We start from the raw sequence: 15,152 nt of genomic DNA, 5'->3' as shown, positions 1-15,152 counted from the left end.
GGTTTGTCACTCAAATCCGCAGGTCAGTCGGCAAGCCGTCTTGTTCAATCTCTGAAGCCTTGAGGGGGCCACCGGTGTCGGGACCACCCTCAAGCTTTGCTACATCAGGGCGAGCGATCAGCGTCGCTTGGCCATCTCGTTGATGAAGCGATCAAACAATGGCGCTACGTCGTTCGGGCCAGGGCTGGCTTCCGGGTGCCCCTGGAAGCTGAAGGCGCTCTTGTCGGTACGCTCGATCCCTTGCAGGGTGCCGTCGAACAGCGATTTGTGGATCGCGCGAACGTTGGCTGGCAGGGTCGTTTCGTCTACGGCAAAACCGTGGTTCTGGCTGGTGATCATCACCACACCGCTGTCCAGATCCTGGACCGGGTGGTTGGCACCGTGGTGACCATGACCCATTTTCAAGGTCTTGGCGCCGGAGGCCAGGGCCAGCAGTTGGTGACCGAGGCAGATACCGAAGACCGGAATCTCGGTTTCCAGCACATCCTTGATCGCCTGGATCGCGTAGTCGCAAGGCTCCGGATCGCCAGGGCCGTTGGACAGGAACACGCCGTCCGGCTTCAGCGCCAGCACATCGGCGGCAGGGGTTTGCGCAGGCACGACGGTCACACGGCAACCTCGCTCAACCAGCATGCGCAGGATGTTCACCTTGACGCCGTAGTCGTAGGCCACCACGTGGTACGGCAGCTCGGAGGCTTCGATAGTCGCGTGGCTGTCGGTTTTCAGATCCCAGACAGTCGAGCGCCACTCGTAGCTTTCCTTGGTGCTGACGACTTTCGCCAGGTCCATGCCTTTGAGGCCTGGGAAACCTTGGGCGGCGGCGATCGCAGCGGCTTCGGAAATGTTGTCACCGGCCATGATGCAGCCGTTCTGCGCGCCTTTTTCACGCAGGATGCGCGTCAGGCGGCGGGTGTCGATACCGGCGATGGCCACAACGTTGTTGGCCTTCAGGTAATCGGACAGGGACATCGTGCTACGCCAGTTGCTCGCAACCAGTGGCAGGTCACGGATGACCAGGCCGGCAGACCAGACGCGGTTCGACTCGGCGTCTTCCGGCGTGGTGCCGGTGTTGCCGATGTGCGGGTAAGTCAGGGTAACGATCTGTTGGGCGTAGGAAGGATCGGTAAGGATTTCCTGATAGCCGGTCATTGCGGTGTTGAACACCACCTCACCAACGGTTTGACCGTCGGCTCCAATGGCTTCGCCGCGAAAAATGCTGCCATCAGCAAGGGCGAGTATGGCTGGCTTAGTCAAGAAGACCTCCCGTAAATAAAGCCTGAAAGGGCGATCGCAGGTTGTAAAAAAGCGGAGTGACGTATGGACACGTCACCCCGCTTCTTCACTGAATTATTCTGCGCGCTTTTAGTGGACACACTAAAGCTGTAGCTTACAGAAAAAGGCCTTTTTGGTCTACCGCCAATGAGCCTTAAAGGCTGGAGAATGCGACAGGACGTCGCTGGCGGAGTAAAACCGGGCTCAAACGCTGTGCGCGAGCCCGATTTCGGGTGCATCTTAACGCAGGTCGAGCACGTCTTGCATGTCATAAAGACCAGGCTCGCGCCCATCCAGCCACAACGCGGCGCGCACCGCGCCCTTGGCGAAGGTCATGCGACTGGACGCCTTGTGCGTGATTTCGACACGCTCGCCGTCAGCGGCGAACAGCACGGTGTGATCACCGACGATGTCACCTGCGCGCACGGTGGCGAAACCAATGGTCTCGCGTTCGCGAGCGCCGGTTTGCCCTTCGCGACCGTAGACGGCCACTTTCTTCAAATCACGACCCAACGCATCGGCAATCACCTCGCCCATGCGCACGGCAGTGCCGGACGGGGCATCGACCTTGTGACGATGGTGAGCCTCGGTGATTTCGATATCGACATCGTCACCCAGTACCCGGGCAGCCGTGTCGAGCAGCTTCAGACACAGGTTGACGCCTACACTGAAGTTGGCCGCAAAAACAATCGGAATGTCCTTGCCCGCTTCCGCCAGCAACTGCTTTTCTTCCACGCTGAAACCGGTGGTACCGATGATCATGGCCTTGCCGTACTTACGGCAGAAAGCCAGGTTCTTCAGGGTTACGGTCGGGTGCGTGAAATCGATCAGCACGTCGAACTCGTCGACCACCCGATCCAGATCACCGGACAACGGCACGCCGATGCGACCGATAGCCGCCAGCTCGCCGGCATCCGCACCGACCAGCGTGCTGTCAGGGCGATCCACCGCCGCCGTCAGACCCGCGCCCGGTGCTTGCTGTACCGCTTCAATCAGGGTTTTACCCATGCGCCCGGCGGCGCCCATCACTGCAATACGTCGCATGCCCGTCTCCTTACAAATCGCCGAAGAAGCGCTTCACGCCTTCGAACCAACCAGTGGTTTTCGGCGAATGGCTGTTGTCATCAGCCAGGGAACTGCGGAATTCTTCGAGCAGTTCGCGCTGACGACGACCCAGATTGACCGGCGTCTCAACCGCCACACGGCACATCAGATCACCGGCACCGCCGCCACGCACGGGCGCAACACCCTTGCCGCGAACTCGGAACTGCTTGCCGGTCTGAGTCCCCTCAGGGATCTTCAGCTTGACCCGACCATCAAGGGTCGGAATCTCCAGCTCGCCACCCAACGCCGCATCAACGAAGCTGATCGGCACTTCACAGAACAGATGCTTGCCATCGCGCTGGAAAATCGAGTGCTCGCGCACATTGATGACCACGTACAGGTCGCCGGTCGGCCCACCTTGGGCACCCGCCTCGCCTTCGCCGGACAGACGAATGCGGTCGCCAGTATCGACACCGGCCGGCACTTTCACCGACAGGGTCTTGTACTCTTCGACACGACCTTCGCCGTGACAGGAGTCGCACGGATCGGAAATGATCTTGCCCTGGCCATGGCAGCGCGGACAGGTCTGCTGCACCGAGAAGAAGCCCTGCTGCATGCGCACCTGGCCGATACCGCCGCACGTCGGGCAGGTCACCGGCGCAGAACCTTTCTTGGCACCGGAGCCGTCGCAAGGCTTGCAGTTGACCAGCGTCGGAACGCGGATATTCACGGTCGTACCACGTACCGCTTCTTCAAGGTCCAGTTCCAGGGTGTAGCGCAAGTCACTGCCGCGCTGAGCGCCGCCACGGGAACCGCCGCGACCACCACCGAAGAAGTCACTGAAAACATCACCAAAGATGTCAGAGAAATTCTGCCCGCCGAAACCGGCACCGCCGCCACCCATGCTCGGGTCGACACCGGCATGGCCGTACTGGTCGTACGCCGCACGCTTGCTGGAGTCGGACAGCACTTCGTAGGCCTCATTGGCCTCTTTGAACATTTCTTCCGACGCTTTGTCATCGGGATTACGGTCCGGGTGATGCTTCATCGCCAGGCGACGGTAGGCCTTTTTCAGGTCCGCTTCGCTTGAGCCACGCTCAACACCCAATACTTCGTAATAGTCACGCTTTGCCATAAGTCTTTGCACTCTTAAGGACGTCCGACAAACCCCTCCTGAGCCTTGCCGAACTCGTTGAGCCCCAATACAGGCCCGGACCCAACTCACGTCAATTCAACGATCCTGGTCTTTGTTTCGATTTGGCACTTTCAGCTCGGAAAGCAGGAGCATTCCCGGCCATGCCAACAACGCGCGAACCTTGTCGCATGCTGTAAAAATTCGCGTATTCCAGATACGCCAACGCGGGAGCAAGCTCCCGCGCGGCGACATCCTACCAGTCACCGCCTGAAGGCAGTCAACCGGCCGACCAACAACTTACTTGTGGTCTTTGACTTCTTCGAACTCGGCATCGACAACGTCGTCAGCCTTTTCAGCCGATTCGCCCTGCGGTGCAGCGCCTTCAGCAGGCTGAGCCTGTTCGGCGTACATCTTCTGCGCCACTGGAGCGGAGACTTTCGACAGCTCTTCAACCTTGGCGTCGATAGCAGCCTTGTCGTCGCCTTTAACGGCGGCTTCCAGGGCAACTACGGCCGCTTCAATTGCAGTCTTCTCTTCAGCGCTCACTTTATCGCCGGCATCGGCAACCATTTTGCGCGTCGAATGAACCAGTGCATCACCCTGGTTACGGGCAGCGGCCAGCTCTTCGAACTTGCGGTCTTCCTCGGCGTTCGCCTCGGCATCACGCACCATGCGCTCGATTTCTTCGTCGGACAGACCGGAGTTGGCCTTGATCACGATCGACTGAGTCTTGCCGGTGGCCTTGTCCTTGGCGCCTACGTGCAGAATGCCGTTGGCGTCGATGTCGAAGGTCACTTCGATTTGTGGCACGCCACGTGGTGCTGGTGGAATCTCGGCCAGGTCGAACTTGCCCAAGGACTTGTTCTGCGCCGCTTGCTTACGCTCACCTTGCAGCACGTGAATGGTCACGGCGCCCTGGTTGTCGTCGGCAGTCGAGAACACTTGCGATTTCTTGGTAGGAATCGTGGTGTTTTTCTCGATCAGCGCGGTCATCACGCCACCCATGGTTTCGATACCCAGGGTCAGCGGGCTAACGTCCAGCAGCAGAACGTCTTTCACGTCGCCAGCCAGTACGGCGCCCTGGATAGCAGCACCCATGGCAACCGCTTCGTCCGGGTTAACGTCTTTACGAGCTTCTTTGCCGAAGAACTCGGTTACCAGCTTCTGAACCAGTGGCATACGGGTCTGACCGCCTACCAGGATCACGTCGTTGATAGCGCCAACGTCGATACCGGAGTCTTTCAGAGCGATGCGGCAAGGCTCGATGGTGCGTTGAACCAGGTCTTCAACCAGCGCTTCCAGCTTGGCGCGCGAGATTTTCACGTTCAAGTGCTTAGGACCGGTGGCGTCTGCAGTGATGTACGGCAGATTCACGTCGGTCGACTGAGCGGAAGACAGCTCGATCTTGGCTTTTTCAGCGGCTTCTTTCAGGCGCTGCATGGCCAGCGGGTCGCCCTTGAGGTTCATGCCGCTTTCTTTCTTGAATTCGTCGACGAGGTAGTCGATCAGACGAATGTCAAAGTCTTCACCGCCCAGGAACGTGTCACCGTTGGTGGCCAGTACTTCGAACTGGTGCTCGCCATCGACTTCAGCGATCTCGATCACGGAAACGTCGAAAGTACCACCGCCCAAGTCGTAAACGATCACGGTGTGATCGCCCTTGGCCTTGTCCATACCGTAAGCCAGAGCGGCTGCGGTTGGTTCGTTGATGATACGTTTTACGTCCAGGCCCGCGATGCGGCCGGCGTCTTTGGTCGCTTGACGCTGGCTGTCGTTGAAGTAGGCCGGAACGGTGATCACCGCTTCGGTCACGGTCTCGCCGAGGTAGTCTTCGGCGGTCTTCTTCATTTTCTTCAGGATTTCAGCCGAGATTTGTGGCGGCGCCATTTTCTGGCCGTTCACTTCAACCCAGGCGTCGCTGTTGTCAGCCTTGACGATCTTGTAAGGGACCATCTGGATGTCTTTCTGTACGACTTCTTCGTCGAAACGACGACCGATCAGACGCTTCACCGCGTACAGGGTGTTATGCGGATTGGTCACAGCCTGACGCTTGGCCGACTGGCCAACCAGAATTTCGCCATCGTTGGCGTAAGCGATGATCGACGGCGTGGTACGCGCGCCTTCAGCGTTTTCAATAACTTTTGCCTTGCCGTTTTCCAGCACGGAGACGCAGGAGTTGGTAGTCCCCAGGTCGATACCGATAATTTTGCCCATGTTCACTCTCCCGAAACTTTGGATTTGGTTGCCGCAGCAGTGGTGGCTAACTGCGGTAGCACTTAAACGCTTGACTTATAAATGGGGGCCTTGCGGCGGATTTCAAGCCTGCTCATCAATCGAAGGCGAAACCGGCGCAGGCGCCTTGCTGACCACGACCATCGCCGGGCGCAGCAGGCGACCATTGAGCTGATAGCCCTTCTGGAACACCTTCAAAACACTGTTCGGCTCGACATCAGCGCTTTCCTGCATGGCCATCGCCTGATGGTGAACGGCGTTGAACGGTTCGCCATGCGGATCGATCGCTTCAAGCTGATAACGCTTGAGGGTGTCGTGGAACATTTTCAGGGTCAGCTCGATGCCTTCGCGCATCGGACGGATGCTTTCGTCATCCGGGCTGGACAATTCCAGACCACGCTCCAGGCTGTCGACGATCGGCAGCAGGTCGCTGGCGAATTTTTCCAGCGCGAACTTGTGAGCCTTTTCCACATCCTGTTCGGCGCGACGGCGGACGTTCTGCAGATCGGCGGCTACACGCAAAGCCTGATCCTGAGCGCCTGCCAGTTGCTCTTCGAGCACTTGTACACGAGCCGCCAGGTCATCACCCGAAGCCTCGGGCGCCTGGTTGGCGTCTGGGTTTTGCGTATCCACTGTCTGTTCGTCAGCCATAGATTTCTCCTTTCAATTTCTTCCGCGAGCTCAACTCGCGCTTCTGCCCAGCTATATGGGGCCGCAAAATCGGGCTTCAAGGGGTACCTATCATTAACCCCACAAAAATTAACTGCATTGTCATTCCCCTGCGCGCCAGGGCTTTCGTCGGATCGAGCAAATCGAGCTAACGAGGGGCATTGTCAGCCAGAAACAAAACACTGTATAAATAACCAGACCTAACACCTGGGAGCGGCCCACATGCTGGTGCACCTGTCCGTACACAACTACGCCATCGTTGAACATCTCGACCTCGAACTTGATCGCGGAATGAGCGTGATCACAGGGGAAACCGGTGCGGGCAAGTCGATCATGCTCGATGCATTGGGCCTGACCCTGGGTGATCGCGCCGACAGCGGCGTGGTGCGCCCCGGCGCCGACAAGGCCGACATCCTGGCCACGTTCGATCTGGCCGACATTCCGGAAGCCAGCGCCTGGCTGGCCGAGCGCGATCTCGAGAACGACGGCCCGTGCATCCTGCGCCGGGTCATCACCTCCGAAGGGCGCTCTCGCGGCTACATCAATGGCACGCCCTGCCCCCTGGGCGACCTCAAGGCGCTGGGCGAGCTGCTGATCGACATCCACAGCCAGCACGAACACCAATCCCTGCTCAAGACCGACACCCACCGTCGCCTGCTCGACGAGTACGCCGGCGCTACTGACCTTGCCCGACAGGTTCAACTTGCCGCCCAGCGCTGGCGCCAAACCCGCCAGGAACTGGAGCGTCTCTCCAATTCCGGTGACGAACAGCGCGCCCGCCATCAACTCTTGAGTTATCAGCTCGAAGAGCTGGAAAACCTTGGCCTAGGCGACAATGAGCTGGAGAACCTGGAACAGGAACACAAGAACCTGACCAATGCAGAAACCCTGCTGGGAATCTGCCGCCAAGTTGTCGAGCAATGCAGCGAAAGTGATTCAGGAAATGTGCTGAACGCCCTTACTGCCAGCCTCAATCGACTGTCGAGCGTGAACAACTCCATCGGCGCACTGGGCGAAGCCAGCAGCTTGCTGACCAGCGCGCAGATTCAGGTCGAAGAAGCGGTCGGCGAGCTGAACCGCTTCCTGGACAACTTCGACGCCGATCCGTCGCGACTTCAATACCTCGAAGAGCGGCTTGATGCGATCTACACCCTGGCCCGCAAGCATCGAATCCAGCCAACTGAACTCGCCGAGATGCAGCAGAAGCTGCTGGATGAAATCGAAACCCTGAATGCCAATGACGAATCCATCGAGCGATTGAGCGACGAATTGTCGTCCTACGCCCGCCACTATCAGGAAAAGGCTCGGGAGCTGAGCGATCTGCGCCATCAAGCCTCAAGCAGCCTGGCCAGTGCCGTGGAGCAGGAAATCCAAAGACTGGGTATGCCAGGCGGACGCTTCACCATCGAGCTTCGCCCCAACACCAGTGCCGAATTGCTGCCGAATGGCCTGGAACAGGTCGAATTACTGGTCAGCGCCAACCCCGGCCAACCACTGAAAGCCCTGGCGAAAGTGGCATCCGGAGGCGAGCTGTCGCGGATCAGCCTGGCGATTCAGGTGATTACTGCACAGACCTCCCGCATACCGACCCTGGTGTTCGACGAAGTGGACGTCGGTATCGGCGGCCCGACGGCGGAAATTGTCGGCCAGTTACTGCGTCGACTCGGCGAGCGCGGACAGGTGCTGACCGTGACCCACTTGCCGCAAGTGGCGGCGCAGGGCCATCAACATTTGTTTGTGCACAAGGTTCGCGGCGAGGATGCGACCCGCACAGCCGTGTCGAAGCTGAGCAAGAACGATCGTATCGAAGAAGTCGCGCGGATGCTGGGAGGCATCGACCTCACCAAGGAATCCCTGGCTCACGCGAAAAAGATGGTCGTTACCGCAAAGGCATAACGCGGACAAGGACCACGTACAATCCGTACAGCAGAAAGCACGAAGGCGACCCTGGGGTCGCCTTCGTTCGTTTCGCGAACTGAATGTTCGCGCGACATGCTTACTTTTTCTTGCGTACGTACAGCACCAGATTGTGATCAACCATCTCGAAGCCATACTTGTCGACGATTGCTTTCTGAAGCCGCTCGATTTCTTCGTCGAAGAATTCGATCACTTCGCTGGTTTCGACGTTGACCATATGGTCGTGATGCTTGCCGTCGTCCAGCTCGAAGACCGCATGGCCTCCATCGAAGTTATGTCGCACCACAAGGCCAGCTGCCTCGAACTGGGTCAGAACACGGTAAACCGTGGCCAGACCGACGTCCTCACCAGCCTCCATAAGGGCCTTGTAGACATCCTCGGCACTCATGTGGCGTTGCTCGGCGGAATCGAGCATTTGCAGAATTTTGACCCGTGGCAGGGTCACTTTGAGGCCGGCTTTGCGTAGTTCGCTATTTTCAACCATGGTCAGCTTTCTCGCGATGCTGCTTCGCAGCTTCTCTTAATGCGGGTATGATCGGCGTTTACGTTGTCCCAGCCAAGATAGTGGAAGTCGCCCACCGATGCAAAACACCAAGCTCTTGCTAACCAGTTTCACCTTTGTGGGACTGCTCGCACTCGCCGGTTGTTCATTCCCCGGGGTTTACAAAATCGACATCCAGCAGGGCAATGTCGTCACGCAGGACATGATAGACCAGTTACGCCCGGGAATGACCCGTAAGCAAGTACGGTTTATCATGGGCAACCCTCTGCTGACCGACACGTTCCATGCCGATCGCTGGGATTATCTGTACAGCCTGCAACCGGGTGGCGGTGAACGCCAACAGGAACGCATTAGCGTTATCTTCAACCCAAATGATCAGCTTGTCAGCCTCTCTGGCGATTTCATGCCGGGCGTGAGCCGCGACGAAGCCATTCTCGGCAAAGACGCTGACACGAGCGTCAGCGCGCCGGCAGAAGTCGTCGAGAAGCCAAAACCGGAAAAACCGGTCAAGCCAGGCTCGTTGCTGGATCAGATCCAGAAGGACGTCGACGGTGTAGAAACCGTTCCGGTCCCGACACCAGAGCCTCTGGACACCACGCCGCAATAATTTGCGACGCAATAAAAAACCCGGTTAATCCGGGTTTTTTATTGCCTGCGATTTGAGCGGCTCACTGATTCCGGGATTTGGCCTCGGCAGCCTTGGCGGCACGCAGTCGACGGACCTCTTTGGGATCGGCCAACAACGGTCGATAGATCTCGATGCGATCCCCCGCTTGCACCATGCGGCTATCAGGGTCCGCAATCACTTTGCCGAAAATCCCCACGGGACAATCGGCCAGATCCAATTTCGGAAACTCGCCACCTACCCCGGACTTGAGTAAAGCCGCCCGCAGCGTCGTCCCGGCGGGCACCGTCACCGTGATCAAAATCTGCCGGTCAACAGCGGCATACACCACTTCGACCTCGATCATGGCATTAACCATAGATCTGTTTGGCCCGCTGGCAGAACGCATCCACCAGGGTATTGGTCGCCTGATTGAACAACGGCCCCAAAGTCGCGCGAACCAGCGGCCCGGCGTAGTCGAACGACAAATCCAGGCTGATCTTGCAGGCCTTTTCACCCAAAGGCTTGAACGTCCACACACCATGTAACTGGTTGAATGGACCCTCCTCAAGATTCATCTCGATCGACTGCCCCGGCACCAGCGTATTGCGCGTCACAAAATGCTGGCTAAGACCGCCCTTCGCCACGCCTACACTGGCGCGCATGTGTTCAGGAGAGCTTTCCAGAACTTCTGCCGTCGAGCACCACGGCAGAAACTCCGGATAACGCGCCACGTCGTTGACCAGGTCATACAGCGCTTGCGCCGGATACGGCAGCAAGGCCGAACGTGAAATATGTGTCGTCATGTCAGCGTCATTTCCACAACTGGGCGGCAAACACTACGAGAATGCCGATGGGCGCCACATAGCGCATCAAGAACAAGGACAGGGCAAACAGCGCAGGGTTGCGAATCGACAACTCGTCACGCACCGCTTCACGCCCCATGATCCAGCCTGCGAACACCACGAAACACAAACCGCCAAGCGGCAACATGAGTCGCGAGGTGAAGAAATCGATCACACCGAAGAAGTCGAGACCACCGGCCGCGCCCCATTGGTAGAGGTGGAACATGCCGCCTTCGTTCACGAAGAACTTGGCTTCCTTCCAGATATTGAAGGAGAACACCGTGCCCAGTCCCACAAACCAGCAACTGAAGGCCAACCAGAAAGTCACCCACGCTCGACTGACTTTAGTGCGCTCAACCAGGTAAGCCACCATGGGTTCGAGCAGGGAAATTGCCGAACTCCAGGCCGCCACCGCCACCAGCACGAAGAACACCACGCCCATCAACTGTCCGAACGCGACGTTACCGAAGGCAAAAGGCAGGCTGACGAACATCAGGCCCGGCCCTTCGCTCGGATTCAGGCCCGCAGCGAACACAATCGGAAACAATGCCAGACCGGCAACCAGAGAAACGAATGTATCCAGCAGCGCCACACCGACGACGGTCCCGGAAATCGAAGAGTTCTTCGGCATGTAGGCGCCGTAGATCATGATCGAACCGACACCTACGCTCAGGGAGAAGAAGGCATGCCCCATCGCGGGCAGCAAGCCGTCCATGACCTTTTCCGGGTGGAAGTCGAACATGAAATGCACGCCCTCCATGAAATGCCCGGTGGTCATGCTGTAACCCAGCAATACAAGAATCATCACGAACAGCAGCGGCATCATGATGCGCAAACTGCGCTCAAGCCCGGCAACCACGCCCTTGGCGATCACCACCGCGGACAACAGCATGAAAATCGTGTGCCAAAGTGTCAGGCGCCACGGATCGGCGATCACATTGCCGAAGTAAGCCCCCACCTGATCTGGCGTCGCGCCCTGAAAATCGCCACGCCCCATGTCGATGATGTAGTCCAGCGACCAGCCGCCGACCACACTATAGAAAGACAGGATCAGCAACGCCGTGATCATCCCGGCAAAAGCCCCCCACGACCACTTCGCCGAATGCCCTGCCTCGGTCGCCAGGATCTTCAAGGCGTTGGCCGGGCTCTGCCGCGCACGCCGGCCGATCAGGGTTTCCGCCAACATGACTGGCACACCGATCAGCGCAATGCAGGCCAGAAACATCAGCACAAAAGCACCACCGCCATAGACGCCGACCATGTAGGGGAATTTCCAGATACTACCCAGACCCACGGCCGAACCGGTCGCGGCGAGTATGAAGACCCAGCGGCTAGCCCAACTGCCGTGGACAGAAACCTTGTCTGTCGACATCGTTATCACGCCCAAGCGTTCAAAAAAGAGGCCGCATTGTCCGGGATTCAATCAACCTGCTCAAGCACGTAGCGATACCGTAGCCGACTCGCGTGCAACTCCCTATAATGCCGCCCCTATGGCTAAACAGAAGAAACACCCAACAGGGACCATCGCGCAAAACAAAAAGGCGCGACACGATTACTTCATCGAGCATAAGTTCGAGGCTGGTCTGGTCCTGGCCGGCTGGGAAGTAAAAAGTCTGCGGGCGAGCAAGTTGCAGCTGGTGGACAGTTACGTGCTGCTCAAGGATGGCGAAGCCTGGCTGCTCGGCAGTCACATCACGCCCCTGACGACCGCCAGCACCCACGTCATCGCGGATCCGACCCGCACCCGAAAATTGCTGCTCAACCGGCGCGAGCTGGAAAAGCTGGCCACGGCCGTACAGCAAAAGGGTTACGCCTGCGTGTGCCTGTCCTGGTACTGGAGCAAGCACATGGTCAAGTGCGAGATCGCTCTGGGCAAGGGCAAGAAGGAATACGACAAGCGTGATACCGAGCGCGAACGCGATGCCGGTCGCGAGTTGCAGCGTGCGGTGCGCAACAAGGGCAAGGAAGACTGATTTTTCTGCCTGAGTTTCGCGGCGCCATCGAAAAGATCGCAGCCTGCGGCAGCTCCTACGTTAGGGTTTTTGTTTCCCTGTAGGAGCTGCCGCAGGCCGCGATCTTTTGCTTTAACGATCAAGTCCCCTTGCGCCGCTCCGCCCGGGCCATGCGTTGCACTTCCTGACGCACTTCTTCCAGCACTTCCTGCACATACAAAATGTGTCGGCTGGAGACTTCCCGCGCCTGCTCTGCCCGCCCTTCGATAATCGCCTGGTACAACTCCCGATGCTGTGTGATCAGCATGTCGCGGGTTTCCGTGCGCTGCTTGTACATGCCGCCGATGTTGGTGACGACGTTGCGCTTGAGCAGGTCGAACAGCCCACGAATGGTGTGCAACAACACCGCGTTATGACTGGCCTCGGCGATTGCCAGATGGAATTTCGCATCTGCTGCCCCCTCTTCGGCACGGCTCACTTCGTCGTGGCGTGTGTAACAGTCCTGCAATTCATTGAAAGCGGCAGTCAGCCGTTCGCGGTCGACATCAGTGGCACGCAGCGCCGCGTAATAGGCGCAGGACGCTTCCAGCGTGTGGCGAAACTCCAACAGGTCGCGCTGAGCCTCGGGATTGCTTTCCAGTAGGTGCAGCAATGGATCGCTGAAGGTCGTGCCCAACGACTCCACCACGTAATTGCCGCCGCCCTGGCGACTGATCAGCAGCCCCTTGGCCGTCAGCTTTTGAATGGCTTCACGCAAGGAAGGACGCGACACACCGAATTGCTCGGCCAGCGCACGTTCGGCCGGCAAACGCTCACCCGCCTTCAGCGTGCCCTCGAGGATCATGCCCTCAAGCTGCTCGACAATATCGTCAGACAAACGGCGCTGACGAATCTGATCAAACCCCATAACTCGATTTCTCCACGATCCGACGGCTCGCCGGCGCTCTATTCTGGTCTATCGGCAGCGCATCAGCACCTACCGGACAGCACTTGATCCAACACGGTGAATAACCCTGCGGGCACTCGCATTCGACAAAAGTTTTAGGGCGGCAAATTGACACACCACCTACAAGGCTTTTACCCTAGCGAACAGCGATTGTAAATTGGTATTACCAATTATCCAAGAACGCTGATCAGTGCCTGACCAACAACAATTAGGGGCCACCCCATATGCAAACCTGGCAACAGCTCTATAGCCCGCTCGGCAGCCTCGGCCTGTCCGCACTCGCGGCTGTTATCCCCATCGTATTTTTCTTCCTGGCTTTGGCGGTGTTCCGCATGAAAGGTCACGTGGCCGGCAGCATCACGCTGGCCTTGTCGATCCTGGTGGCGATCTTTGCCTTCCAGATGCCGGTCGACATGGCGTTCGCCGCCGCCGGATATGGCTTCGCCTACGGCTTGTGGCCGATTGCCTGGATCATCGTTGCAGCGGTATTCCTCTACAAACTGACGGTCAAGAGCGGTCAGTTCGAGGTCATCCGCAGTTCAGTGCTGTCGATCACCGACGATCAGCGCCTGCAAGTGCTGTTGATTGGTTTCTGCTTCGGCGCCTTCCTCGAAGGTGCAGCCGGTTTCGGCGCACCGGTAGCGATTACCGCGGCACTGCTGGTAGGCCTGGGGTTCAACCCGCTGTACGCCGCAGGCCTGTGCCTGATCGCAAACACCGCGCCGGTAGCCTTCGGCGCCTTGGGCATTCCGATCATCGTTGCCGGGCAAGTCACCGGCATCGACGCCTTCAAGATCGGCGCCATGACCGGTCGCCAGCTGCCGCTGCTGTCGCTGTTCGTGCCGTTCTGGCTGGTGTTCATGATGGATGGCCTGCGCGGCGTGCGTGAAACCTGGCCGGCGGCGCTGGTCGCGGGCTTGAGTTTTGCCGTCACTCAATACTTCACCTCGAACTTCATCGGCCCTGAACTGCCGGACATCACCTCGGCCCTGGCCAGCCTGATTTCCCTGACTTTGTTCCTGAAGGTCTGGCAACCCAAACGCGCCGCAGGCCAACACATCGTCGGTGCTGTTTCCGCCTCGGTGGTCAGCGCCAGCGTCGGCGGTTTTGGCCAGAAGCGCACCACCGTGGCGTCGCCCTACAGCCTCGGGGAAATTTTCAAGGCCTGGTCGCCGTTCCTGATCCTGACCGTACTGGTCACCATCTGGACCCTGAAGCCGTTCAAGGCGATGTTCGCCGCCGGCGGCTCGATGTACAGCTTCGTATTCAACTTCGCTATCCCGCACCTGGATCAACTGGTGATCAAGGTCGCACCGATCGTGGCCGCGCCAACCGCCCTTCCGGCAGTGTTCAAGCTTGACCCGATCTCCGCGACCGGCACGGCGATTTTCTTCTCTGCACTGATCTCGATGCTGGTGCTGAAGATCAATATCAAAACTGGTCTGACCACTTTGAAAGAGACCTTCTACGAACTGCGCTGGCCGATCCTGTCCATCGGTATGGTGCTGGCCTTCGCCTTCGTCACCAACTACTCGGGCATGTCTTCGACCATGGCCCTGGTATTGGCAGGCACTGGCGCGGCGTTCCCGTTCTTCTCGCCATTCCTCGGCTGGCTGGGCGTGTTCCTGACCGGTTCGGATACCTCGTCCAACGCGTTGTTCAGCTCGCTGCAAGCAACCACCGCACACCAGATCGGCGTCAACGACACCTTGCTGGTGGCGGCGAACACCAGCGGCGGCGTGACCGGCAAGATGATTTCGCCACAGTCGATCGCGGTGGCCTGCGCGGCGACGGGCCTTGTGGGCAAAGAATCGGATCTGTTCCGCTTCACCCTCAAGCACAGCCTATTCTTTGCAACAATCGTCGGCCTGATCACACTGGCCCAGGCCTACTGGTTCACCGGCATGCTGGTGCACTAAGGACTACAAGAAACACAGAAAAAACCGACGCCGGGCCACGACCCCGGCGTCAGCTATTCACACCCCGGTCTGTAAGGCCGCTGAAAGTTTCCCTCTCTATATTCAGCGGCCTCAA

Annotated in this window: 14 protein-coding genes; 4 read left to right on the top strand and 10 right to left on the bottom strand. The window is 58.6% G+C overall.

Annotated elements, in window-relative coordinates; all coding sequences use genetic code 11:
- Positions 1-117: 117 nt before the first annotated feature.
- The 5 genes from carA to grpE all read right to left on the bottom strand — a co-directional run bounded on the left by carA (position 118) and on the right by grpE (position 6,334).
- Positions 118-1,254 (bottom strand): glutamine-hydrolyzing carbamoyl-phosphate synthase small subunit, encoded by a 1,137-nt coding sequence (gene carA / locus QYH43_RS00225; RefSeq protein WP_095058369.1) that lies wholly within the window; start codon positions 1,252-1,254, stop codon positions 118-120.
- Between the two features lie 258 nt (positions 1,255-1,512).
- Positions 1,513-2,316 (bottom strand): 4-hydroxy-tetrahydrodipicolinate reductase, encoded by an 804-nt coding sequence (dapB, locus tag QYH43_RS00220; protein ID WP_095058368.1) that lies wholly within the window; start codon positions 2,314-2,316, stop codon positions 1,513-1,515.
- A gap of 10 nt (positions 2,317-2,326) precedes the next feature.
- Entirely contained in the window at positions 2,327-3,451 is a 1,125-nt protein-coding gene (gene dnaJ, locus QYH43_RS00215; RefSeq protein ID WP_095058367.1) for a molecular chaperone DnaJ, read from the bottom strand.
- 297 nt (positions 3,452-3,748) lie between these two features.
- Positions 3,749-5,665, bottom strand: coding sequence for a molecular chaperone DnaK (gene dnaK, locus QYH43_RS00210; RefSeq protein WP_095058366.1), 1,917 nt, complete (start codon positions 5,663-5,665; stop codon positions 3,749-3,751).
- A 102-nt stretch (positions 5,666-5,767) separates the two neighbouring features.
- Positions 5,768-6,334 (bottom strand): nucleotide exchange factor GrpE, encoded by a 567-nt coding sequence (gene grpE, locus QYH43_RS00205; protein WP_056728221.1) that lies wholly within the window; start codon positions 6,332-6,334, stop codon positions 5,768-5,770.
- A gap of 240 nt (positions 6,335-6,574) precedes the next feature.
- Here grpE and recN point away from each other — a divergent pair, with 240 nt between their 5' ends.
- Entirely contained in the window at positions 6,575-8,248 is a 1,674-nt protein-coding gene (gene recN, locus QYH43_RS00200; RefSeq protein ID WP_095058365.1) for a DNA repair protein RecN, read from the top strand.
- A gap of 100 nt (positions 8,249-8,348) precedes the next feature.
- Here the strand turns inward: recN and fur are convergent, their stop codons facing one another.
- On the bottom strand, positions 8,349-8,753 hold the full coding sequence (gene fur / locus QYH43_RS00195; RefSeq protein WP_003197684.1) for a ferric iron uptake transcriptional regulator: 405 nt from the start codon (positions 8,751-8,753) through the stop codon (positions 8,349-8,351).
- A gap of 97 nt (positions 8,754-8,850) precedes the next feature.
- On the opposite strand from fur, the gene QYH43_RS00190 reads away from it, so the two are divergent.
- On the top strand, positions 8,851-9,378 hold the full coding sequence (locus QYH43_RS00190; protein ID WP_095058364.1) for an outer membrane protein assembly factor BamE: 528 nt from the start codon (positions 8,851-8,853) through the stop codon (positions 9,376-9,378).
- A gap of 61 nt (positions 9,379-9,439) precedes the next feature.
- Here the strand turns inward: QYH43_RS00190 and QYH43_RS00185 are convergent, their stop codons facing one another.
- Genes QYH43_RS00185 through QYH43_RS00175 form a run of 3 tightly spaced genes read right to left on the bottom strand, consistent with a single transcriptional unit; the run spans position 9,440 to position 11,592 of the window.
- Positions 9,440-9,754, bottom strand: a complete 315-nt coding sequence (locus tag QYH43_RS00185; protein ID WP_095058363.1) for an RnfH family protein — start codon at positions 9,752-9,754, stop codon at positions 9,440-9,442.
- Positions 9,747-10,181 (bottom strand): type II toxin-antitoxin system RatA family toxin, encoded by a 435-nt coding sequence (locus tag QYH43_RS00180; RefSeq protein ID WP_095058362.1) that lies wholly within the window; start codon positions 10,179-10,181, stop codon positions 9,747-9,749. The genes QYH43_RS00185 and QYH43_RS00180 overlap by 8 nt, the downstream gene beginning before the upstream one ends.
- A gap of 7 nt (positions 10,182-10,188) precedes the next feature.
- Positions 10,189-11,592, bottom strand: coding sequence for a sodium-dependent transporter (locus tag QYH43_RS00175; RefSeq protein ID WP_095058361.1), 1,404 nt, complete (start codon positions 11,590-11,592; stop codon positions 10,189-10,191).
- A 118-nt stretch (positions 11,593-11,710) separates the two neighbouring features.
- Here QYH43_RS00175 and smpB point away from each other — a divergent pair, with 118 nt between their 5' ends.
- The gene (smpB, locus tag QYH43_RS00170; RefSeq protein ID WP_095058360.1) at positions 11,711-12,193 is read left to right on the top strand and encodes an SsrA-binding protein SmpB; all 483 of its coding nucleotides are present in this window, start codon (positions 11,711-11,713) and stop codon (positions 12,191-12,193) included.
- Positions 12,194-12,311: 118 nt separating this feature from the next.
- Here smpB and QYH43_RS00165 read toward each other — a convergent pair whose 3' ends face one another.
- Entirely contained in the window at positions 12,312-13,079 is a 768-nt protein-coding gene (locus QYH43_RS00165; RefSeq protein ID WP_095058359.1) for an FCD domain-containing protein, read from the bottom strand.
- 263 nt (positions 13,080-13,342) lie between these two features.
- On the opposite strand from QYH43_RS00165, the gene QYH43_RS00160 reads away from it, so the two are divergent.
- Complete coding sequence (locus QYH43_RS00160; RefSeq protein ID WP_095058358.1) at positions 13,343-15,037, top strand: lactate permease LctP family transporter; 1,695 nt, start codon at positions 13,343-13,345, stop codon at positions 15,035-15,037.
- Positions 15,038-15,152 lie beyond the last annotated feature (115 nt).

The sequence above is a fragment of the Pseudomonas sp. C32 genome, from assembly GCF_030417915.1.
GTDB lineage: Bacteria > Pseudomonadota > Gammaproteobacteria > Pseudomonadales > Pseudomonadaceae > Aquipseudomonas.
This window is presented reverse-complemented; position numbering and strand designations above follow the sequence as displayed.